Genomic DNA, 21,751 nt, shown 5'->3' with positions numbered 1-21,751 from the left:
CCCGCCCCCAGCTACCCAGGGCGGACAATGGAAGGGCGCTCCCATGCCCCGGTGACGTGAGCGCAGCATACCGACGTCCGTGACGACGCCGGCCGACCAGACAGCAGAAAAGGGAACACCGTGTACGAAGGCGCAGTGCAGGAGCTGATCGACGAGCTCGGACGCCTGCCCGGGGTAGGACCGAAATCGGCCCAGCGCCTCGCGTTCCACATCCTCGAGGCGGACGGCGAGGACATGAAGCGCCTCGTCACCGCGATCACCACGGTCAAGGAGCGCGTGAAGTTCTGCACCGTCTGCGGCAACGTCGCGGAACAGGACCTGTGCGCCATCTGCCGCGATCCGCGCCGCGACCCGTCCATGATCTGCGTGGTCGAGGAGTCCAAGGACGTGATCGCCGTCGAGCGCACGCGGTCCTTCCGTGGCAGGTACCACGTCCTCGGAGGCGCCATCAACCCGATCGCCGGCGTGGGGCCGGACCAGCTGCGCATCCGCGAACTGCTGGCCCGCCTCACGGACGAGCAGATCAAGGAGATCATCATCGCCACGGACCCCAACCTGGAGGGCGAGGCGACCGCCACCTACCTGGTCCGCATGCTCAAGACCATCGGCATCCCGGTCACCCGGCTCGCCTCCGGCCTGCCCGTGGGCGGGGACCTCGAGTATGCCGACGAGGTGACCCTCGGCCGGGCCTTCGAGGGCCGCCGCGTCATGTCCTGACCCTCGCGGCGGCTAGGCGATGCGCGTCCCCTGCGCGAGACGCCGGGCGGGCATGGTCAGCTTCCGGCGACCGATGAACAGGAGTACGCCCGCGAGCAGGAGCTGCAGTCCGAGGCCGAGCGGCCAGATCGGGGTCTGCTGTGGCAGCGGCCGGAGTGACTGGGCGTACTCCTCGCAGGTCTGGTCGAAGTCGGGCCCGGCCTGAGCCGCACGGACGCCCTGACTGATCGTCTCCATCACACCCGGCGTGTAGTACGGCCCGCCGGGCGCGTACCCGTAGGGCCCGCTTCCCGCCGGCTCGGGAAGATCCTCGACACTGTAGGGCACGGCATCGGCCACCACGACGAACGGGTTGGCCGCGAGGATCCAGGTGATGTAGTCCGTCCGCGGGACCGGTCCGCTGCTCGTCTGCGTGACGCATTCCATCTCGGCCCCCTCCTCGGGCACGCCCGTGCTGTCCAGGCTGCCGGGCGAGTAGGTGTAGTAGGCCGTCGTCATCGTCCGCTGCTCCATGACGAGCGTGGTGCTCAGGCCGAAGACGATCACGGTGCCGAGCGCCAGCAGGGCCACCAGCATGTAGGTGATGACGATGGAGAACAGGGGCCGGCCGGCCAGCGCCGAGACACCGACGCCGATGGCGCAGACGACGCCGAGCTCCACCGCCAGCATCAGCAGCGAGACCAGTGCTTCCGCCGCGTCCACACCACCCAGGGCCAGGGCCCAGAAGATGAAGGGGCTGCTGACGACGAGGAAGGCGATCGATCCCACCCAGGAGGCGAGCCATTTGCCGAACAGGAGTTGCCCCGGGGTCAGGAGGGTCACCTGGAGGATCGCGAGGGTGCCGCCGGCGCGGTCCCCGTTGACCGCGTTCGCGGACAGGCCCGGCGCCACGAGGAGGCCGAACAGCAGGACGAAGCCGACCACCAGGTCGAAGAGGATGCCGCCCTCGTTGTCGGTCGCCCCGAGGAACGCCGTCCCGAGCACGAAGATGAAGGCGATCACGACGAACCAGATGGCGAGCATCCAGTACCAGCCCTTGCCCCGCAACCGCTGCCGCATCTCGAGGGAGAACACGGTGCGGACAGCGGACGGGAAGGGCAGCCTGGTCGAGGAACGGACGGGCTGGGGGGTCGAGGGTTCGGTCGCGGTGCTCATAGTCTGTCCGTATCCAGGCTCATGTAGGTCTCTTCGAGGGCGCCGCCGGCGGGCGCGAACGCGGTGACGACGACGTCGCCCATCACCAGGGTGCGCAGCAGCCAGGAGGCTTCCGCGGTGCTGCCGAGCTGGACGAGGTACTCCTCACGCCGGGAGTCCCCGCGCGTCTCGAACCGGACCCCGTAGCTTCCCAGGGCGGCGGCGAGCGCCGACATGGGCTGCGCCTGGATGTAGTAGCGGCGCGTCTGGCTGCCTGCCTCGTCGAGCGTCTGGCTCTTGACCGACTGCCCCCGGCTGACGAAGACCGCGCGGTCGGCGATCTCGTCGAGCTCCGACAGGACGTGGCTCGAGACGACGACGGTCTTGCCCGCCGCGGCCAGGGAGCGGAGCAGGGATCTCAGTTCCACCCGGGAGCCGGGATCGAGTCCGGAGGCGGGCTCGTCCAGGAGCAGCACCTGCGGGTCGTGGATCAGGGCCCGGGCGAGGCTCAGCCGCTGCTGCTGTCCCCGGGAGAGCACGCGGGCCGGCCGCCGGCCGAACTCGGTCAGGTTCACGGTGACCAGCAGCTCGTCGGCACGGTGGGCGCTGTCCGCCGCACTCATGCCGTAGAGGGACCCGATGGTCTTCAGCACTTCGAAGGCCGTGAGGGATTCCCAGACGCCGAGGGTGTCGGGCATCCACCCGATCCGGCTCCTCACCTCCGCGGGCTGCTTGACGGGATCGAAGCCCGCCACGCGCAGGGTGCCGAGATCGGGCGCCAGCAGGCTCGCCATCATCAGCATCAGAGTCGTCTTGCCGGAGCCGTTGGGACCGATCAGAGCGGTCACTTCCCCGGGCGGAGCCACGAAATCGATGTCGCGGATCGCCTGGACGGAACCGAAGCTCCTGGCGACCCCCTCGACAACGATTCCCCCAAATTCGTTGGTCATGGTACGAGCGTAGGCGACGGCGCGGCGTTCGACCCGCAGGGCGGCACGAAAAGGACCGCCCGGACGCCTGTTCTTAATCGGACCCAGACTTTGAGTGCGCAATCAGCCCGCCGCTACACTGGCACGGGTGTCGGATTCCCGTCCGACGTCCCCGAGGCGCCGGCGCTGCCGCCCCTGGATTCCAGTCAGCACGGCGAGGTCACACCGCCGCCGTCGTCCCCAGTGAGCGAGTGCATGAGCCTCATAGTCCAGAAATTCGGCGGATCGTCCGTTGCCGACGCCGAGGGCATCAAGCGGGTGGCGCGGCGCGTGGTGGACACGCAGGCCGCGGGCCACCGGGTGGTGGTCGTCGTCTCCGCGATGGGCGACAGCACGGACGAGCTGCTCGACCTCGCCGGCCAGGTCAGCGCCACGTCCGACGCCCGCGAGATGGACATGCTGCTCAGCGCGGGGGAACGGATCTCCATGGCCCTGCTGGCCATGGCCATCCACGGGATCGGCGCGTCCGCCCAGTCCTTCACCGGCAGCCAGGCCGGCATGATCACCGATGCGATCCACGGCAAGGCGCGCATCATCGACGTCTCGCCCCACCGCATCCTGACCGCCATCGAGAAGGGCGACATCGCGATCGTCGCCGGCTTCCAGGGCATGAGCCGTGAGAGCAACGACATCACGACCCTCGGCCGTGGCGGGTCCGACACCACGGCCGTGGCACTCGCCGCGGCCCTCGACGCCGATGTCTGCGAGATCTACACCGACGTCGACGGCGTCTACACCGCGGACCCGCGCGTGGTCCCCTCGGCGCAGAAGATCGACACCATCTCGAGCGAGGAGATGCTCGAGATGGCCGCCTCGGGCGCGAAGATCCTGCATCTGCGCTGCGTCGAGTACGCCCGGCGCTTCGGGGTCCCGCTGCACGTCCGCTCCTCCTTCAGCCACAACGAGGGCACCTGGGTGCTTCCCAGCCCCGACGACCAGATCAAGATTCAAGAGGGAGAACCCTTGGAACAGCCCATCATCTCCGGTGTCGCCCACGACCGCTCGGAAGCCAAGGTCACCGTCGTCGGGGTACCGGACATCCCCGGCAAGGCGGCGGAGATCTTCGGGATCGTCGCCGGCGCCAACACGAACATCGACATGATCGTCCAGAACGTCTCGACGCACGGCTCGGGCCGGACGGACATCTCGTTCACCCTGCCCATCGTCGACGGCGCCGAGGCCCTCGCCGCGCTCGGCGAGGCGCAGGACCGCGTGGGGTTCGAGGCGGTGGAGTACAACGAGAAGATCGGGAAGCTCTCCCTGATCGGAGCGGGGATGCGGTCCAACCCCGGCGTCTCGTACCGCTTCTTCCGCGCCCTGTCCGACGCCGGCGTGAACATCGACATGATCTCGACGTCGGAGATCCGCATCTCCGTGGTCACGGGAGCCGACCTGCTCGACGACGCCGTCCGCGCCGTCCATGCGGCCTTCGAGCTCGACGGCGACGCCACGGCCACGGTGTACGCCGGGACGGGCCGCTAGCCCGTCTCCCACCCGCCGTCGGGCGAACGCACCGCGGCACGCCCGCCGTCGTTCCTGGTTTATGGCACCCACGTGCGCGTGGTACCGCGACGTGCCGGGGAACCCGGCCCTGGAGCCGGTAAAGGCAGGAACGACGGCCGGTGCGCCCGGGTACCGCGACGACGGCGGGCACCGGAAGGCATGAAGAAGGCCGGCGGATCGATGATCCGCCGGCCTTCTCTTATGCCCGTTGCGGGCAGGTACTGCTCCTGGTGCTACTTGTTGCCGGTCGGGGTGATCGACTCACGGGGACCGGTCAGGAGTTTGTCCGCCGCGTTGACGGTGGGGAGCTGGGCCGTGGCCGCACCCTTCCCGTCGACGACGACCGTCACGTAGGTCACGGCCGAGGAACCGGCGTAGGTCACGCGGCCCACATAGGAGCCGGCGGCGAGGCCGGTCCACTTGAGGGTCACGGCGCCCGTACTGCCGTTCGCCAGGGAGAGCGGGTTCGGCGTCAGGGTGGCGTTCTTCTCCGCGCCCGTCAGGATCGCCGCGTCGATGGTGCCGGCGGTCGGCGCGTTGCCGGTGCTGGCGTACAGGTTGGCGATGATGCGGTACTTGCCGGGCTCCGGGTTCTCGAGCGTGATGGTCTCACTCGCGTCGGACGTCGCCACCTGGGTGACGGTGCCGCCCGGCGTGACGAGGAACATGTCGAAGTCGGCGGCCGGATCGCTGGAGAGGACCGAGAACTTCGCGACCGGGGAGCCGGCCGGGACGGTGACGTCCTTCACGGCGTTGGAGGCGTCGTTCCCGTTGACCAGGCCACCGGGGACCAGGCTGATCGCCGACGAGTCCGCCTTGGCGAGGCCCTGCAGCGTCATCTTGATCGGGGTGTTGGTCCCCGAGACGACGTCGAACGTGCCGCTGCCGTCGGGGCCAGCGGAGGTGAAGGCCGCCTCGGCGGGAGCGTTCACGGCCTGGGGACGGACCGCCACCGGCGAGGTAACCGTCTTGCCCTGGCCTGCCCAGGTGAGCGAACCGGAGGTGAACTTGCCGAACGCCGCGCTCTGGTTCTCGAAGGAGACCTTGAACGTGCGGGTCTCGCCCGGGGCGCTGAAGTTGAGGATCGACGGCGTGACCGTGACCTTCACGCCGGGGACGTTGGCGGTCGCACGGTAGATACCGGGGGTGAGGGCGGTGACCGTGCGGGTCACCTCGGTGCGTCCGGTCAGGTTGCCGAGGGCGAACGACGGCACGTTGGTGTTCTTCGCGGCGACGGGCTCGATGCCCGGGATGCCGAGGTCGACACCGGTACCGGCGATGAAGCGCAGGTAGTCGTCGCTGCTCTGGTCGTACACGAGGCCGGGGCTGAGGACGGAGGCCGGGTTGATGTGGCCTGCACCCACTGCGAGGACGTCGGTCTCGACGCCGCCGGTGGCGGTCTTCAGCGGGGTGGCCGTGGTCATCATGGCGGACTTCACGGTCGCCGGCGACCAGGTGGGGTTCTTGCTCAGCACCAGCGCGCCGAGACCGGCGACGTGGGGCGAAGCCATGGAAGTACCGGACAGGAACCCGAACTGGGCGCCGTTGGAACCGACCGTGGAGACGCCCGCGAGGACGGCCACACCGGGAGCCGTGATATCCGGCTTCAGAAGATCGGAGTCGGTGGCGAGCAGCGGGCCGCGCGAGGAGAACCCTGCGACCTGCGGTGCGGGCGGCAGCGGCTTGCCCGTGGTGTCCGTGGGCTTCAGGGTGACCGTGAGCGCCGGGTTGGCCGCGACCTTCGCCTTGAGCTCGAGGGACTCGGGAGCGTTGACGTGGACCGTGGGGATGACGTGCTGGTCGGTGTCGGCGGAGGAGTCGACGAGGTTCACGAGGATCATGCCCACGCCACCGCCGCGCTTGACCTCTGCGCTCTTGGCGGTGCGGTCGACGACGCCGCGGTCGCAGACCACGATCTTGCCCGCGACCTTCGCGGGATCCAGGGTGTTGGGACCGCAGAGTTCAGGCGTCACGGCGCCCGCGGCTGCGGCGTTCGCAGCGAGGACGACGGGGCTGGCGGGGACGCCGGTGCGCATGATCGAGGCACCGCGGTACTTGCTGCCGTCGGAGAACTCGGCGGTGCCCTGCAGCTCGTTGTTGAACGTGCTCGCGGCGACCGTGGTCATCCACGGAGCGCCGTGGTTCACGGTGCTGGCGGTGGGGCCGGAGTTGCCGGCCGACGCGGCGACGAAGATGCCCGCGGACGTGGCCGAGAGGAAGGCCAGGGACACGGGGTCCGTCGTCGTCGTGGTGCTGCCCGAGATCGAGTAGTTGAGGACGTCCACGCCGTCGAGGATTGCCTGGTTGATGGCCGCGATGGCGGAGGAGGAGTAGCAGCCACCGGTGTCGGCGTCGTTGTCCTCCCAGCAGGTCTTGTAGACGGAGATCTTGGCGGCCGGGGCCACGCCCGAGGAAACGCCGAAGTCGCGCCCGTCGACCGTCTGGGTCACACCGGAGTTGCCGGCGGCCGTGCTGGCCGTGTGCGTGCCGTGGTTGTCGATGTCGACCGGGGAGAGGACCTCCTGGGGCGCGCGGTCGGCCTCGGGGACGCTCGCGAGGAAGGGATCCGCGAAGTAGCGGGCCGAGATGACCTTCGAGTTGCAGAGGCTGCCGTCGAAGTCCTCGCCGACCTGGCATTCACCGACGAAGGTGCTGCCGTCGGACTTCAGCATGGCGATGTTGCCGTCCGCGTCACGGTAGGGCTCGCCCACCTTGGGCTTGGACTTGCCCTTCAGGGGCTTGACGGGGCTGCCGGCGAAGAAGGGGTTGTCGGGCGAGTAGCCGGTGTCGATGACACCCACGACGGTGCCCGCACCGGCGTTCTTCTCGCCACCGAACTGGCTCTTCCAGATTCCCTTGTTGCCGCCGAGGCCGAGGAAGTCGATGCTCGAGTAGTCCGGGGCGTTCTCGACGTCCGGTGCCACGAGCAGGACCTTGTCGCTCTTGGCGAGCTCCACGGCCTGGTCCGTGCTGAGGTCCGCGGCGAAACCGTTGAGCGCGGCCGTGTAGGTGCGCGTGATCTCGACGTTCTTCTCGGCTGCGACCTCCTGCTGCTTGGTCTCGAGGAACTCGGAGTACTGCTGCACGTTCTCGGCGGCGGCGTCGAGCTTGGCGCCCTGCTCCGGCTTCGTCGGTGCGATCCCGTCGACGCCGCCCTCGTAGGTGGCTACCGGCTTGTCGGCGAGGACGACGATGTACTTGCCGTCCGGGTACTGCGCGGGGGTCCAGCTCCTTGGTCGGAGCCTTCTGCGGTGTGATCGAACTGGCCGGCACGGGCGCTGCGAACGCAGCGGGCGCTACGGCCGTCGATGTCACCAGTAGCGGCAGGCCCAGAACGATAGCCGTGGCGGTGCGCAGGGTGCTGCGCCCCTGCCCGGCTTTTCTCCGTTGTGTCATTGGAAGGTAGTGCCTCTCGTGAAAGTGCGGGACGGCCGTGGCCGTTGCCCCCTGCGCCGTGGACTCCCTGGATAGGACCCCCTACTTGTGATCGCAATCACAAGTGCCACAGCAGTCACAACTTACCTGAGGCAACACATGCTGACCAGCGCGCCGCGGGGACGTTTCCCAGAATTTACACAGGCCATTTACCAATGGGGGTCAGGGTGATAATGGAACAATGCACGCCGGCCTCCTGACCCGCCTCCCCGAGGCCGAGTGGCAGCAGCGCGAGCGGCAGCACCGGGAGCGGGTAACCCGCTTCTCCGAGCCCTACCTGGAGCGGCGGTCCCGCGGGGCGAAGCATCCCGTGGAGGACTTCCTCTTCACCTACTACAACCAGAAGCCGGGACAGCTCCTGCGGTGGCACCCCGGGGCGGGCGTCGTGCTGACGGGACCGGCGGCAGCGGAGCGGGCCGGCTGGAAGTACTACACGGCGGACGACGGCGTGTACGCGGACGTCGCCAGGTTCGCGGACGAGCGGCGCGACGCCCTCGATTTCGCCCGGCTGATCCTCGGCGGCACCGCGGCGCGGCCGGCCCAGTTCGGTTGCTTCGGCCTCCACGAGTGGGCCATGGCCTACCGGTCGTCCGTCAACGGCGTGCGGCACGAGTACCTCGAGCTGCGCCTGGGTGCGGACGGGACCGACGCCGTGGTCGACTCCTCCCGCATCCGCTGCACCCACTTCGACGCCTTCCGCTTCTACACCCCGGAAGCCGTGCCCCTCAACGAGCATGCCCCCACCCGCGAGAGCCAGCGCGACCTCGAGCAGCCGGGCTGCCTCCACGCGAACATGGACCTGTACAAGTGGGCGTACAAGCTCACGCCGCTCCTGCCGAGCGAGCTCGTCATGGACTGCTTCGAGCTCTCCTGGCGCATCCGCACCATGGACATGCGGGCCTCGCCGTACGACCTCGACGCCTGGGGCTACACGCCGATCAGGATCGAGACACCCGAGGGCAAGGCGGAGTACGTGCGCCTGCAGCGCGGCTTCGCCGAGGAGTCGCAGGCGCTCCGCGCGACCCTCCTCCAGCACCTCGAGCGGGCCCTGGACCTCACCTGACCACGGCGGCGCCCGGACGGCGGGACTCCCCGCCGTCGTCCTTCGTTGTGATTCCACCAGCCGTTACGCTGGGAAGCCAGCCGAAGGGGACCCAGTGATGACCACCGCACCGACGCCGAGCCGACGCCGCACCCGCCGCGCCGTCGTGCGCCTCGCGCTCCCCCTCGCAGCCCTGTCCCTCGCCCTGTCCGCCTGCACCCAGGGCGGGCCGACGGCCGAACCGACCGATCAGGAGACCGCCGTGCAGTCCCCCACGCCCCAGCCCTCGACCACCGGCTCCCCCTCAGCGGAGGGGAGCCCCGCGCCCTCCACGACGCCGTCCGCCACACCGCCCTCCGAATCCTCGGCCCCGCCGGCCGTCCCAACGGACAACGCCCTGCTCACCATCTCGATCCGGCAGGACGCCGGGGCGCAGCCCGTGCAGTACGTCCTCGAGTGCGTCGACGGCGCACCCGGCCCCGCCTCGACCCTTCCCGGCGCCGAGGCGGCCTGCGGCGCCCTGGCCCGGCTCGGTACCGCGTTCTTCACTGCACGGCCGAACAAGGACATCGCCTGCACGCAGCAGTACGGCGGGCCCCAGACCGCCAGTATCACCGGCGAACTGAACGGCACCTCCGTCCTGGCGTCCTTCGCCCTCACGGACGGCTGCGAGATCTCCCGCTGGGACAAGGCACGGGACCTCCTGGGGACGCCCGGAGCCCAGTAGGGGCGTAGCGGGGGAAGCCCCGGATGATCAGCGCAGCACCTCGACGAGGGCGACCCAGGAGAACATGATGCCGCCGACGATCGCGAGGACACACCCGACGGCGAGCCAGGCGAGCCCGGCGACGGGCACGCCGCCGAGAAGGAGCGCGGCGCCGGCAGCGAAGGGGACGAGCGGGAGCACCCCGGCGACGAGCTTCACGCCGCGTTCACCGGCCGGCCGGTCCGGTTCGGCGACGATGAGGCGGATGGCGTGCAGTTCGAGGCCGAGCACGACGAGGAATGCGGCGAGGACCTCGAGTCCGTGGGCCCAGGCGGGCTGCGCGGGAGCGAGTCCGATCGCGCCGACCACGATCGCGAGGGTGAGGGTGCCGATCGCCGCTGCGGCACGTGCCGGCAGCGCCGTCGAGTCGAGGATGGCGGAGATGTTGACCGACATCGCCACGATGAGCAGGCCCGCGAGCGCGGCGGTGGCCCCGACCATGGCGACATTGAAGTCCGACCACGCTGCGAGCGACTCCGCCATGCCCCGCATCCTACGTGAGGCCGACGCGGGCGGACCCGGGTGCGTTGCAGGGACGGTGCTGCGGGGCGCCGGTCGGCGGGACAGGCCCGGTCCGGATCCCCGGTAGACTGGGACGGCAAGCTCGCGGAGCGCCAGTGTCAACCCGGATCATCCCGGATACGGCGTGAGACGGCACTTCCGGGCTACCGCTTACCCTCTGCTCACTCACAGGAGTTGCCGGATGCCCCGGATTGTTGTCGACGTCATGCCCAAGCCCGAGATCCTCGACCCGCAGGGTAAGGCGATCGCCGGAGCGCTCCCGCGGATCGGTCTCACCGGTTTCGCCGGCGTCCGCCAGGGCAAGCGATTCGAGCTGACCGTGGACGGTGACGTCACCGAAGAGGTCCTCGAGCAGGCCCGCCACGCCGCCGCCACGCTGCTGTCCAACCCCGTCATCGAGGACGTCACGCGCGTGGAGGTCCTCGAGGAGGGCGCCTCATGAGCACCTCGAACATCGAGACGCCCCTCATCGGCGGCCCCCAGCCGGTGGCCTCGAACAACGAGGACAGCCCGCTGAACGGCGTGAAGGTCGGCGTGGTCACGTTCCCCGGGTCGCTCGACGACCGCGACGCCGTCCGCGCCGTCCGGCTCGCCGGCGGCAGCGCCGTCCACCTGTGGCACGGCGACCACAACCTCCAGGACGTCGACGCCGTGATCATCCCCGGTGGCTTCTCCTACGGCGACTACCTCCGGGCAGGCGCCATCTCCCGGTTCGCCCCGCTCATGGAACAGATCACCGCGGCGGCATCGGGCGGGGAGGACGCCCTTCCCGTGCTCGGCATCTGCAACGGCTTCCAGGTCCTCACCGAAGCCCACCTGCTGCCCGGATCGATGATCAAGAACAACCACCTCCACTTCATCTGCCGCGACCAGCGCCTGCGCGTCGAGAACGCCGGCACCTCCTGGACCTCCGACTACGCGGAGGGCGAGGAGATCGTCATCCCGCTGAAGAACCAGGACGGCCAGTTCGTCGCGGACAACTACACCCTCGACGTGCTGGAGGGGGAAGGCCGTGTGGTCTTCCGCTACGTGGACGGCAACCCGAACGGCTCACGCCGCGACATCGCCGGCATCTCGAACGCGGCGGGCAACGTCGTCGGGCTCATGCCGCACCCCGAACACGCGGTGGAGGCAGGCTTCGGCCCCGACTCCTCGGCACGCGGGACCGTCGATGTCCGTGGCGGCACCGACGGGCTCGGCATCTTCACCTCGGTACTCAAGAAACTGGTGGGCTAGTGACCGCAGAGACGACGTCCAAGAAGTTCAACATCGACACCGTCGCGAACGCCGAGGCCACGCCCGGCCAGGCGCTCCCGTGGGCCGAGCTCGGCCTGAAGGAGAACGAGTACCAGCGCGTCGAGGAGATCCTCGGCCGCCGCCCCACCGGCGCCGAACTCGCCATGTACTCCGTGATGTGGAGCGAGCACTGCTCCTACAAGTCCTCCAAGGTGCACCTGCGCCAGTTCGGCGACAAGGTCACCGACGCCATGAAGGAGCACCTACTCGTCGGTATCGGTGAGAACGCCGGCGTCGTCGACATCGGCGACGGCTGGGCCGTGACGTTCAAGGTGGAGAGCCACAACCACCCGTCCTTCGTGGAGCCCTATCAGGGTGCCGCCACCGGGGTGGGCGGGATCGTCCGCGACATCATCTCGATGGGTGCCCGCCCGGTCGCCGTCATGGATCCGCTGCGCTTCGGCGCGATCGACCACCCCGACACCGCGCGCCTCGTGCACGGGATCGTCGCGGGCATCGGCGGGTACGGCAACTCCCTCGGCCTGCCGAACATCGGCGGCGAGGTGGTCTTCGACTCCGTCTACCAGGGCAACCCGCTGGTCAACGCCCTCGCGGTCGGCGTGCTGCGGCACGAGGACATCCGGCTCGCCAACGCGTCCGGCGCCGGCAACAAGGTGGTCCTCTTCGGTGCCCGGACGGGCGGCGACGGCATCGGTGGCGCCTCCGTCCTGGCGTCGGAGTCCTTCGACTCCTCCAAGCCCTCGAAGCGTCCCGCCGTCCAGGTGGGTGACCCGTTCGCCGAGAAGGTGCTCATCGAGTGCTGCCTCGAACTGTTCAAGGCCTCCGTGGTCGAGGGCATCCAGGACCTCGGTGCCGCGGGCATCTCCTGCGCGACGTCGGAACTGGCGTCCAACGGCGACGGCGGCATGCACGTGGAACTCACCAACGTGCTGCTGCGCGACCCGTCCCTCACCCCCGGCGAGATCCTCATGTCGGAGTCGCAGGAACGCATGATGGCCGTCGTGACGCCCGAGAACATGGCGGCGTTCGAGGCGATCATGGACAAGTGGGCCGTGGAGTACTCCTGGCTCGGCGAGGTCACCGACACGGGCCGCCTCATCATCGAATGGGACGGCGAGAAGATCGTCGACGTCGATCCCCGCACCGTGGCGCACGAGGGTCCCGTCTACGAGCGCCCGTACCACCGCCCCGAGTGGCTCGACCGCGTGCAGGCGGACAGCTTCACGCCAGAGCGGCCCGCAGACCTGCGGGAGGCCGTCCTCGAACTCATGGCCTCGCCGAACATGTGCGCCAAGAACTGGGTCACCGACCAGTACGACCGCTACGTGCAGGGCAACACCGCGCTCGCCATGCCCGACGACGCCGGCGTGGTCCGCGTGGACGAGGAGACCGGCCTCGGCGTCGCCATCTCCACGGACGCCAACGGCCGGTACTCCTATCTCCACCCGTACGAGGGCGCCCGCCTGGCCCTCGCCGAGGCCTACCGCAACGTCGCGACGTCGGGTGCCGTGCCCCTGGCCGTCACCGACTGCCTGAACTTCGGCTCCCCCGAGGACCCCGAGGTCATGTGGCAGTTCGCCGAGACCGTGCGGGGCCTCGCGGACGCGTGCCAGGAGCTCGGCGTGCCCGTCACCGGCGGCAACGTCTCGCTCTACAACCAGACGGGCGGCGTGGCCATCCACCCCACCCCGGTGGTCGGCGTGCTCGGCGTGTTCGACGACGTCGCCCGGCGCACGCCGTCGGGCTGGCGCGAAGACGGCCAGGCCATCTACCTGCTGGGTACGACGGCGGACGAACTGGACGGCTCCGAATGGGCCAACCTGCGCGGCCACCTCGGCGGGCAGCCCCCGGCACTCGACCTGAGCGCCGAGAAGACGCTCGCAGCGATCCTCGTGAACTGCTCGCGGGACGGCATGATCGACGCCGCCCACGACCTCTCCGAGGGCGGGCTCGCCGCAGGGATGAGCGAGATGGCGCTGCGCTTCGGCGTCGGCGCGCGGATCGGCCTCGACGAGCTGTGCGAGCGCGACGGCATCGACGCGTTCACCGCGCTGTTCAGCGAGAGCCAGGGCCGCGCCGTCGTGAGTGTGCCCCGCTCCGAGGAGGTCCGCTTCAACGACATGTGCACGGCGCGGGACTTCCCCACCATGCGCATCGGCGTGGTGGACACCGAGAACCAGGCGCTCGACGTGCAGGGCTACTTCACCCTGCCGCTGGACGTGCTGCGCGAGGCCCACGAGGGGACCCTGCCGAAGCACTTCGGCTGACCCTCCTGGCACGGCCGCCGCACCGGGTGCTCCCATCCGGTGCGGCAGGCACCCCGTGACGGACTCCGGGCCGGCCTACGCCGAGGCGGCCAACTCCCGCGCGGCCTTCACGTAGCGCGACAGCACGTAGCGCTGCGTCAGCCGGGTCACCGGCGAGGCGAGCCGGAACACGAGGGTGGCCGGGACGCTGTAGGCGGAGCAGATGAAGACCAGGCGGTTGTCCGCCGTCAGCTCGGCGTAGAACCCCTCCTCCCCCTTCACGGGGTGGCCGGGCAGCGTGCCGTACCCGAATCCGCCGCGCTGGCCCGGCACGGCCCGACCGGTGCCGTCGAGCTGCGGCCCCCGCGTCCAGAGGACCCGGCAGGGCGCCTTGATGCGGGCCGGCCCGACACCGAAGCCGGAGACGACGCGCACGGCCGGGGCGGCCCGCTCGGCGCCGGCGTCCATGGTGAGCCCGGCGCGCCGATGCAGCTCCCACGCGAGGATGCCCTCCGTCAGGGCGATGAAGGCCGCGGAGGGATCCTCGGCCTCGATCTCGTGGGACTCCACCATCACGGTGTAGCCGGCAGGCCAGCCGCCGTCGAACCGCTCCGGGAAGGGCCGGTCCGTGGCTCCCCGCTCCTCGTACGTGAACTGGTCCATGCGTACCTCTTCCCCTGCAGCTGCGGCGCCGGGGATCGCGCCCGGATCTTTCCGACCAACCTAGCCCGAAAGGGCGCGGAGCACGGGAAGCAGTGGGAGGATGAGGGTCCGGACCGGCGAAGGAGGCGGACCACGATGGCATCAGGGATGGCGTCGAACAGGCAGAACAAGGACAAGGACAAGGACAACGGGAAGTACAGGGGGAACGGCGGGCCCAGGGACGCGGGCGACAAGGCGACCGACGCGGCCGAGGATGCCGTGAACTCGAAGGGCTTCGAGCTCGCTGCCCGCGCCGGCTACGTGGCCGCGGGCATCCTGCACCTGCTGATCGGGCTCATCGCGCTCGGCCTCGCGCGCGGCGGGTCCGGGAGCGCGGACCAGAGCGGCGCGATCGGACAACTGGCGGGCGGCCCGGGCGGGACGGCGCTGCTGTGGTTCTGCTTCGTCGGCTGCCTGGCCCTCGCCCTCTTCCAGCTCGGCCAGGTCTTCTTCGGCGTGCGCGGACGCAGCGGCAGGGACAAGCTCAAGGCCCGCCTGAAGAGCGGCGGGCAGGCGGTGGTGTACGCGGCGATCGGTGCGACGTTCGGGCAGTTCGCGCTGGGCGGCTCGAGCAGCAGCAGTGGCAGCACGCGCTCCCTGAGCGCGACGCTGATGTCCAGCCCCGCCGGCGTGGCGCTCCTCCTCGCGATCGGGGTGGGCATCCTCGTGGTCGGCGGCTACTTCGTCTACAGCGGTGCCACGCGCCGGTTCCTCCGGGAGCTCCGGGGCCTGCCCGCGGGTGGTGCCGGGACGGCCGTCGTGGCCCTCGGGTCCGTGGGCTACATCGCCAAGGGCTTCGCGCTCGGGGTCCTCGGCGTGCTGGTGGTCGTCGCCACGGTGACGAACAACCCGGAGCAGTCCACGGGGCTCGACGGCGCCCTGAAGACCCTGCGCGATCAGCCCTTCGGTGTCTGGCTCCTCGGCGCCGTCGCGCTCGGCCTGATGGCCTACGGGGTCTTCATGATCGTCCGGTCCAGGTACCAGCGCATGTAGGAGCCCCTCGGGAGGCCTAGAGACCGAACGCGGGGGCCTCGATAGCGGGGCACGTGTCCATGACGACGTCGAGCCCCGCTGCCGCGGCGCGGCGGGCGGCGTCCTCGTCGATCACGCCCAGCTGCAGCCACACGGCGCGCGCGCCGACGGCGATGGCCTGGTCCACGACGTCCCCCACGCGGGTCGAGTTCACGAAGCAGTCGACGACGTCGATGGTCCCGGGGACGTCCGCCAGTCGGGTGTAGCCCTGCTGCCCGTGGGACGTCGTCGCCCTTGAGGCTCACCGGGACGACCTGCATGCCGAGGCGGTCCATCAGGAAGCGCGAGACGCCGACCGCCGCCCGGCGCGGGTTGTTCGACAGCCCCACCACGGCCCACCGGCCGGGCTCCGTCAGGAGCCTCTTGATCACCTGCGGATCGTTCTCGTGCGCCACGGCGCCTCCTGCTCCTCGTGCCCGATGCCGGACCGTTTATTACAGCGTTTGTTACACGCCCTATTTTGCTCCCGATACGGCGCGGGCGTTTCATGGGAGTGACCATCCCGAGCGGCCGAGAGACCTGGATCAGTGAAGCCGCAGCAACCCTGGTCGTCCGATGTCCCCCTGACGTCGGACGATAACGAGGTTCGAGCCACGGGCACCACCGCACACCGGTGGCGAAGGCTCGGTCCGTAGGGTGCTACCGCCAGGACCGATGGAGACACCATGACCGCAGTTCTGGCACACGGCAGCACCCAGCCCCATTCCAAGCAGGCCCTCGGCGTCCACTTCGCCGGCCTCGGCCGGAGCTTCGGCTCGCCCGCGGATCGGCGCACCGTGCTGCGGGACGTCACCGTGGAGGTGAAGCCGGGCGAGATCCTGGCCATCCTCGGTACCAGCGGCTGCGGGAAGTCCACGCTCCTGCGCGCGGCCGCGGGCCTCGACATCCCCGACAGCGGGGAGGTCCTGATCGACGGGACGCCCGTGACGGGCATCGACGAGCGCTGCGCCGTCGCCTTCCAGGAGCCCCGGCTGCTGCCCTGGCACACGCTGCAGGCCAACGTGGCGATCGGGTTGCCGAAGTCCTCGAGCGCCAGCGCGGGCAAGGCGAAAGTCCTCGAGCTGCTGAAACTCGTGGGCCTGGACAGCTTCGCCAAGCACCGGCCGCGCGAGGTCTCCGGCGGCATGGCCCAGCGCACGTCGCTCGCCCGCGCCCTGGCACGCAACCCGGGCGTGCTCCTGCTCGACGAACCCTTCGGCGCCCTCGACGCCCTGACCCGCATCAAGATGCAGGACCTCCTCCTGGACGTCCACCGCGCCCAGCCCACCACGGTGCTGCTCGTCACGCACGACGTCGACGAGGCCCTCCAGCTCGCCGACCGCATCCTGGTCCTCGGGCGGGGCGAGGGCGACGAGGCGGGTTCCACCGTCGCCGAACTCGTCTCCGTCCCCGGCGACCGGCCGCGGGACCGCAACTCCGCGGACCTCGGGACGCTCCGCAGCTCGCTGCTCTCGATGCTGGGCGTGACCGGGCACTAGCCCTCCCCCTGCTCCCCGGTCCCGCCGTCGTCGTACGACCGGTGCCACCAGAACTTTCCCCTGCCGCTCCATCCATCCGAAGGACCCCCATGAATCGCCATGCTCTCCTGCCGACCCTCGCCCTCGCCACCGCCCTCTCCTTCGGACTGACCGGCTGCCTGGCCGGCGAGAACGCCGCCGACACGCAGGCCGCCGCCGACGGCGCTGCCACCGAAGGCGGCGTCCTCAACATCGACTTCGCCACCTACAACCCGCTGAGCCTCGTCATCAAGGACCAGGGCTGGCTGGAGGACGAGCTCGCCGGCCAGGACATCACCGTCAACTGGGTGCAGTCCGCCGGCTCGAACAAGGCGAACGAGGCCCTGCGCGCCGGAGCCATCGACGTCGGGTCGACGGCGGGCTCCGCCGCCCTGCTCGCCCGCTCCAACGGCTCCCCCATCAAGGCCATCGACATCTACTCCCAGCCCGAGTGGGCCGCCCTCGTGACACTGCCCGGGTCCGGCATCACCGGCGTGGAGGACCTGCGCGGCAAGTCCGTCGCCGCGACGCGCGGCACCGACCCCTACTTCTTCCTGCTGCAGGCCCTGGAGGCGGCCGGCGTGGACCAGTCCGAGGTGACCATCGAGAACCTCCAGCACGCCGACGGCCGCGCCGCCCTCGCGAGCGGCGCCGTCGACGCGTGGTCCGGTCTCGACCCGATCATGGCCGCCGCCGAGCAGGACGGCGCCCAGCTGTTCTTCCGTGACATCGACTACAACACGTACGGATTCCTCAACGCCACGGAGGACTTCCTCGCGGAGAAGCCCGACGTCGCGCAGACCGTCGTCGACGCCTACGAGAAGGCCCGCGCCTGGGCGAAGGAGAATCCCGAGGAGACCGCCGCCATCCTCGCCGAGGTCGCCGCGATCGATCCCGCCGTCGCCGACTCGGTGATCATCGACCGGACCAACCTCGACGTCGACCCCGCCCCGGGCGAGGCCCAGCGGAGCGTCCTCGAGAAGATCGGGCCCGTGTTCGTCGAGACCGGCGACGTGCAGACCCAGCAGCAGATCGACGACGCCCTCGGGTCCCTGTTCGACGCCTCGCTCGTCGAGAAGGCCGACCCGGCGTCCATCGGGTCCGGTTCATGAGCGCTGATTCCGCCCTGCCCGTCACCCGGGAGGGGACCGCGGCCGGCGGCCCATCCGTGACCGGCGCCGGCGCCGTCCGCACCGCCGGTCGGCGGAAGCCGGCGGACCGGCGGCTCCTGACCGTCCTGCTCGGACTCGTCGTCCCCGCCCTGATCCTCCTCGCCTGGCACCTGAGCACGGCGTCGGGGTTCTTCCGGCCCTCCCAGCTGCCGTCGCCGGCGTCGGTCCTCGCGGCCGCCGTCGACCTCGTGCAGCGCGGGCAGCTGGCTACGCACATCCTGATCTCCACCCAGCGCGTGGTCCTCGGGTTCCTCATCGGCTCGGTGCTCGGCGTGCTGGCCGGAGCCCTCCTCGGCCTCTCCCGCCTCGCGGACATCCTCCTCACCCCGACCGTCGGCGCCCTCCGCGCCGTGCCGTCACTGGCGTGGGTCCCACTGCTGGTCCTCTGGATCGGCATCAACGAGGACTCCAAGGTCACCCTGATCAGCATCGGCGCGTTCTTCCCCGTGTTCACCACCCTGTACCTGGGGCTCCGGCACGTGGACCGCAACCTCGTCGAGGCGGCACGGGCGTTCGGCCTGAACGGGGTCCGCCTGCTGGCCACGGTGCAGCTCCCCGCGGTCGTCCCCGCCCTGTTCTCCGGCCTCCGGCTGGCCCTCGCGCAGTCGTGGCTGTTCCTCGTGGCCGCGGAACTCATCGCGTCCTCGATGGGACTCGGCTTCCTCCTCACGGACTCCCAGCAGACGGGACGCGTGGACCGCATCATCCTCGCGATCATCCTGCTGGCCGTCATCGGCAAGACGACGGACGCGCTCCTCGGTATCGCCGAACGATGGGCGGTGCGGCGATGGGCGTAGGCGCGGCAGGACCCAGAACGACGGACGACCCCGCGGTGCTGCAGGACGAGGCAGACCGGCTCGCGTTCTGGGCGGAGCAGGCCCAGCGGCTCGAGTGGGACACACCGTGGGACACCCTCCACACGTTCCGGAAGGCCACGCCCCGGGAGGACGGGACGCTCAGCGTGCCCGTTCTCGAGTGGTTCGCCGGCGGCAGGCTCAACGTCGCGGCCAACTGCGTGGACCGGCACGTGCGTGCCGGCAACGGCGACCGGGTGGCGCTCCATTTCGAGGGCGAACCGGGCGATCGTCGGAGCGTGACCTACGCGGAACTGCAGGACGAGGTGTCCCGCGCCGCCAACGCGCTCCTGGCCCTCGGCGTCGGGCGGGGCGACCGCGTGGTCGTCTACCTGCCGGTCCTCGTCGAGACGGTGGTCGTCACCCTGGCCTGCGCCCGCATCGGGGCCGTGCACTCCCTCGTGTTCGGCGGGTTCTCGGCCGAGGCGCTCCGCTTCCGCGTCGAGGACACCGGGGCCAAACTGCTGGTCACCACCGACGGACAGTACCGCCGCGGCACGGCCGTCCCGGTCAAGGACAACGCCGACGCCGCCGTCGCGGGCAGGAACAGTATCGAGCACGTCCTCGTGGTCCGCCGGACGGGCTCCCCGGTCGCCTGGACCGAGGGCCGCGACGTCTGGTGGCACGACGTCGTGGACACGGCCTCGCCGCACCACGAGCCGGAGGCGTTCGACGCCGAGACGCCGCTGTTCATCATGTACACGTCGGGGACCACGGGGAAGCCGAAGGGCCTCGTGCACACCTCGGGCGGTTACCTCACCCAGGCGTCGTGGAGCTTCGAGCACCTCTTCAGCAACCCCGATCCCACGGCACGGGACCGCGACGTCCACTGGTGCACCGCGGACCTGGCCTGGGTCACCGCCCACACCTACGAGCTGTACGGGCCGCTGTCCAACGGGGCCACGCAGGTGATCTTCGAGGGCACCCCGAACACGCCGCACCCGGGCCGCCACTTCGAGATCATCGAACGCTACGGCGTCACCAGCTACTACACCGCCCCCACCCTCGTCCGCTCGCTCATGGGCTGGTTCCCCGACGGCGTCCCGGCCGGCTACGACCTCTCGAGCATCCGCCTGCTGGGCACGGTGGGCGAGGCTGTGAACCCCGAGGCGTGGCGCTGGTTCCGGAGGAACCTCGGCCGCGACGAGGTGCCCGTCGTCGACACGTGGTGGCAGTCCGAGACCGGCGCCACGGTGCTCTCCCCCAGCCCCACCGACACCGACTTCAAGCCCGGCTGTGCTGCACGCGCCCTGCCGGGGGTCAGCACGCGCATCGTCGACGAGGACGGCCGGACTGTCCCGCCGGGCGAGCAGGGGCTGATCGTCGTCGACCGCCACGGACCCGCGATGGCCCGGACGGTGTGGGGGGACCCGCAGCGCTACCTCGACTCCTACTGGCGGAAGTTCGCCGCCCAGGGCTGGTTCCTCGCGGGTGACGGAGCGCGGTACGACGACGACGGCGACACCTGGATCCTGGGGCGCGTCGACGATGTGATCAACGTCTCCGGCCACCGCCTGTCCACCATCGAGATCGAATCGGCGCTCGTGGCCCACCCGCTCGTCACCGAGGCCGGCGCCTGCCCGGTCCCGGACCCGCTGACGGGTCACGCCATCGCGGCCTTCGTGGTCCTCGCGGCGGGCGCGGACCCGGAGATCGACGTCCCGGCGACGCTCCGCGCGCATGTGGCCGCCGCCATCGGGCCGATCGCGCGGCCCGCGGCCGTGGTGGTGGTGCCCGATGTCCCGAAGACGCGGTCGGGGAAGATCATGCGCCGCCTGCTCACCCAGCTGTACGAGGGCACGCCGCTCGGGGACACCACGTCCCTGCAGAACGAGGGGTGCATCCCCGGGATCCAGGACGTCCTGGCCGCGCGGGTCTGAGGAACACCCGTTAAAAGAAGGAAGCGGCAGGCGCCCCGTCCAAGCACCCGCCGCTTCCCGTGTGTGGTTCGTTCAGGTATCAGACCCGGACGAAGGATGCTCCCGCGAGATCCGAGAGGGGGTGCTGCATGGTGAGGTTCGAACCGTTCATCCCGCTGCTGATGACCTGGCCACCGCCGGCGTAGATGGCCACGTGGCCGCCGGTGATGACGATGTCGCCGGGGGCGGGGGTCGCCACGGTCGAGCCGTACTGGAAGAACTGCGACGGGCCGAGATCGCCCACGGCGATGCCGGCGGCACGCAGCGCGTTCTCCACGAGCACCGTGCAGTCCTGGACGGCTCCGGCGGCAAGCTGCGCCTGCGCCGATGCCAGGAGGGTTCCGCCGACGCCGCGGGCGGCCGCCGGGGTGACGGCGGCCGAGGCCAGGTAGACGCCCGAGTCAGGAGCTGCCGACACGGCCGGGGCCGGGGCGACGGCTGCTGCCGGCTGCACGACAGGAGCCGGTGCGACGACCGCTGCCTGCTCGACGGGAGCGGCAGGAGCGACGGCGACGGGAACGGAGACCGTCTGCGCCTGGACCGCTCCACCCGCGGGGATCGCGATGGAATCGCCCGGGAAGATGATCGAGGCCAGGGACAGCCCGTTGGCCGCGAGGACCGCGGTCAGGTCCGCACCGTACGAGGCCGAGATGGCACCGAGGGTGTCACCCGGGACGACGGTGTGGGTCGTGCCGGTTGCAGCTGCCGCCGGAGCGGCAGGAGCTGCGGCCGGAGCGGCAGGAGCTGCCACAGCTGCGGGTGCGGTCGTCGTGCCCTGCTCTGGTGTAGGTACCGGCGTTGGCGGTGCCGACGACGCTCAGCGCGAGGCCCGACGTGACGGCGACGATGGCGACGGGGCGGCCGATCGTGGTGGCGTGGGCCTTCGCGGCGCGGGACAGTCCCTGCAGCGCGAGATTGCCGTCGATAACGGCACGGTGGCGCGCCGAAGAGATGTTTCGTGACAT

The 21,751-nt window shown here is 70.4% G+C and carries 19 protein-coding genes and 1 pseudogene; 12 read left to right on the top strand and 8 right to left on the bottom strand.

Features of this window, described 5'->3' with window-relative positions; genetic code table 11:
• Window positions 1–120 precede the first annotated feature (120 nt).
• Window positions 121–717 carry a recombination mediator RecR gene (gene recR / locus QFZ50_RS17445; protein WP_307086307.1) on the top strand — a complete coding sequence of 199 codons (597 nt, stop codon included), beginning with the start codon at window positions 121–123 and terminating at the stop codon, window positions 715–717.
• A gap of 12 nt (window positions 718–729) precedes the next feature.
• Here the strand turns inward: recR and QFZ50_RS17440 are convergent, their stop codons facing one another.
• Together QFZ50_RS17440 and QFZ50_RS17435 are read right to left on the bottom strand one after the other, a co-directional pair.
• Entirely contained in the window at window positions 730–1,872 is a 1,143-nt protein-coding gene (locus tag QFZ50_RS17440; protein WP_307086304.1) for an ABC transporter permease, read from the bottom strand.
• Window positions 1,869–2,801 carry an ABC transporter ATP-binding protein gene (locus tag QFZ50_RS17435; RefSeq protein ID WP_307086303.1) on the bottom strand — a complete coding sequence of 311 codons (933 nt, stop codon included), beginning with the start codon at window positions 2,799–2,801 and terminating at the stop codon, window positions 1,869–1,871. The genes QFZ50_RS17440 and QFZ50_RS17435 overlap by 4 nt, the downstream gene beginning before the upstream one ends.
• 234 nt (window positions 2,802–3,035) lie before the next feature.
• Between QFZ50_RS17435 and QFZ50_RS17430 the strand changes: the two genes are divergently transcribed.
• On the top strand, window positions 3,036–4,322 hold the full coding sequence (locus QFZ50_RS17430; RefSeq protein WP_307086302.1) for an aspartate kinase: 1,287 nt from the start codon (window positions 3,036–3,038) through the stop codon (window positions 4,320–4,322).
• Between the two features lie 254 nt (window positions 4,323–4,576).
• Here the strand turns inward: QFZ50_RS17430 and QFZ50_RS17425 are convergent, their stop codons facing one another.
• Complete coding sequence (locus tag QFZ50_RS17425; RefSeq protein WP_307086886.1) at window positions 4,577–7,483, bottom strand: S8 family peptidase; 2,907 nt, start codon at window positions 7,481–7,483, stop codon at window positions 4,577–4,579.
• A 476-nt stretch (window positions 7,484–7,959) separates the two neighbouring features.
• On the opposite strand from QFZ50_RS17425, the gene QFZ50_RS17420 reads away from it, so the two are divergent.
• Together QFZ50_RS17420 and QFZ50_RS17415 are read left to right on the top strand one after the other, a co-directional pair.
• The gene (locus QFZ50_RS17420) at window positions 7,960–8,841 is read left to right on the top strand and encodes a 3-methyladenine DNA glycosylase (RefSeq protein WP_307086301.1); all 882 of its coding nucleotides are present in this window, start codon (window positions 7,960–7,962) and stop codon (window positions 8,839–8,841) included.
• A gap of 97 nt (window positions 8,842–8,938) precedes the next feature.
• Complete coding sequence (locus tag QFZ50_RS17415; protein WP_307086299.1) at window positions 8,939–9,547, top strand: serine protease inhibitor; 609 nt, start codon at window positions 8,939–8,941, stop codon at window positions 9,545–9,547.
• Between the two features lie 27 nt (window positions 9,548–9,574).
• On the opposite strand, the gene QFZ50_RS17410 is transcribed toward QFZ50_RS17415, so the two are convergent.
• Window positions 9,575–10,069, bottom strand: a complete 495-nt coding sequence (locus QFZ50_RS17410) for a hypothetical protein (RefSeq protein ID WP_307086297.1) — start codon at window positions 10,067–10,069, stop codon at window positions 9,575–9,577.
• 220 nt (window positions 10,070–10,289) lie between these two features.
• On the opposite strand from QFZ50_RS17410, the gene purS reads away from it, so the two are divergent.
• The 3 genes from purS to purL are packed head-to-tail and all read left to right on the top strand — an operon-like array spanning window position 10,290 to window position 13,632.
• Window positions 10,290–10,550, top strand: a complete 261-nt coding sequence (gene purS / locus QFZ50_RS17405; RefSeq protein ID WP_307086295.1) for a phosphoribosylformylglycinamidine synthase subunit PurS — start codon at window positions 10,290–10,292, stop codon at window positions 10,548–10,550.
• Window positions 10,547–11,344, top strand: coding sequence for a phosphoribosylformylglycinamidine synthase subunit PurQ (gene purQ, locus QFZ50_RS17400; RefSeq protein WP_307086293.1), 798 nt, complete (start codon window positions 10,547–10,549; stop codon window positions 11,342–11,344). The genes purS and purQ overlap by 4 nt, the downstream gene beginning before the upstream one ends.
• A complete protein-coding gene (gene purL, locus QFZ50_RS17395; protein ID WP_307086291.1) occupies window positions 11,344–13,632 on the top strand; it encodes a phosphoribosylformylglycinamidine synthase subunit PurL in 2,289 nt (762 codons plus the stop codon). The genes purQ and purL overlap by 1 nt, the downstream gene beginning before the upstream one ends.
• Before the next feature lie 75 nt (window positions 13,633–13,707).
• Here purL and QFZ50_RS17390 read toward each other — a convergent pair whose 3' ends face one another.
• A complete protein-coding gene (locus QFZ50_RS17390) occupies window positions 13,708–14,274 on the bottom strand; it encodes a DUF1990 family protein (RefSeq protein WP_307086289.1) in 567 nt (188 codons plus the stop codon).
• Between the two features lie 135 nt (window positions 14,275–14,409).
• Between QFZ50_RS17390 and QFZ50_RS17385 the strand changes: the two genes are divergently transcribed.
• A complete protein-coding gene (locus QFZ50_RS17385; RefSeq protein WP_307086287.1) occupies window positions 14,410–15,306 on the top strand; it encodes a DUF1206 domain-containing protein in 897 nt (298 codons plus the stop codon).
• Window positions 15,307–15,322: 16 nt separating this feature from the next.
• Here QFZ50_RS17385 and QFZ50_RS17380 read toward each other — a convergent pair.
• A pseudogene (locus QFZ50_RS17380) lies at window positions 15,323–15,740 on the bottom strand (CoA-binding protein).
• Between the two features lie 270 nt (window positions 15,741–16,010).
• Between QFZ50_RS17380 and QFZ50_RS17375 the strand changes: the two are divergent.
• The 4 genes from QFZ50_RS17375 to acs all read left to right on the top strand — a co-directional run bounded on the left by QFZ50_RS17375 (window position 16,011) and on the right by acs (window position 20,747).
• A complete protein-coding gene (locus QFZ50_RS17375; RefSeq protein ID WP_307086285.1) occupies window positions 16,011–16,823 on the top strand; it encodes an ABC transporter ATP-binding protein in 813 nt (270 codons plus the stop codon).
• Window positions 16,824–16,912: 89 nt separating this feature from the next.
• Window positions 16,913–17,953: an aliphatic sulfonate ABC transporter substrate-binding protein gene (locus QFZ50_RS17370; protein WP_307086284.1), complete on the top strand. Its 1,041-nt coding sequence runs from the start codon at window positions 16,913–16,915 to the stop codon at window positions 17,951–17,953.
• A complete protein-coding gene (locus QFZ50_RS17365) occupies window positions 17,950–18,810 on the top strand; it encodes an ABC transporter permease (protein WP_307086282.1) in 861 nt (286 codons plus the stop codon). The genes QFZ50_RS17370 and QFZ50_RS17365 overlap by 4 nt, the downstream gene beginning before the upstream one ends.
• Complete coding sequence (gene acs / locus QFZ50_RS17360; RefSeq protein ID WP_307086280.1) at window positions 18,801–20,747, top strand: acetate--CoA ligase; 1,947 nt, start codon at window positions 18,801–18,803, stop codon at window positions 20,745–20,747. The genes QFZ50_RS17365 and acs overlap by 10 nt, the downstream gene beginning before the upstream one ends.
• Before the next feature lie 79 nt (window positions 20,748–20,826).
• Here acs and QFZ50_RS17355 read toward each other — a convergent pair whose 3' ends face one another.
• Both QFZ50_RS17355 and QFZ50_RS17350 read right to left on the bottom strand, forming a co-directional pair.
• Entirely contained in the window at window positions 20,827–21,537 is a 711-nt protein-coding gene (locus QFZ50_RS17355) for a LysM peptidoglycan-binding domain-containing protein (RefSeq protein ID WP_307086277.1), read from the bottom strand.
• Entirely contained in the window at window positions 21,452–21,751 is a 300-nt protein-coding gene (locus QFZ50_RS17350; RefSeq protein WP_307086275.1) for a hypothetical protein, read from the bottom strand. The genes QFZ50_RS17355 and QFZ50_RS17350 overlap by 86 nt, the downstream gene beginning before the upstream one ends.

Origin of the sequence: Arthrobacter agilis (assembly GCF_030816075.1) — a bacterium.
Lineage (GTDB): Bacteria > Actinomycetota > Actinomycetes > Actinomycetales > Micrococcaceae > Arthrobacter_D > Arthrobacter_D agilis_E.
This window is presented reverse-complemented; position numbering and strand designations above follow the sequence as displayed.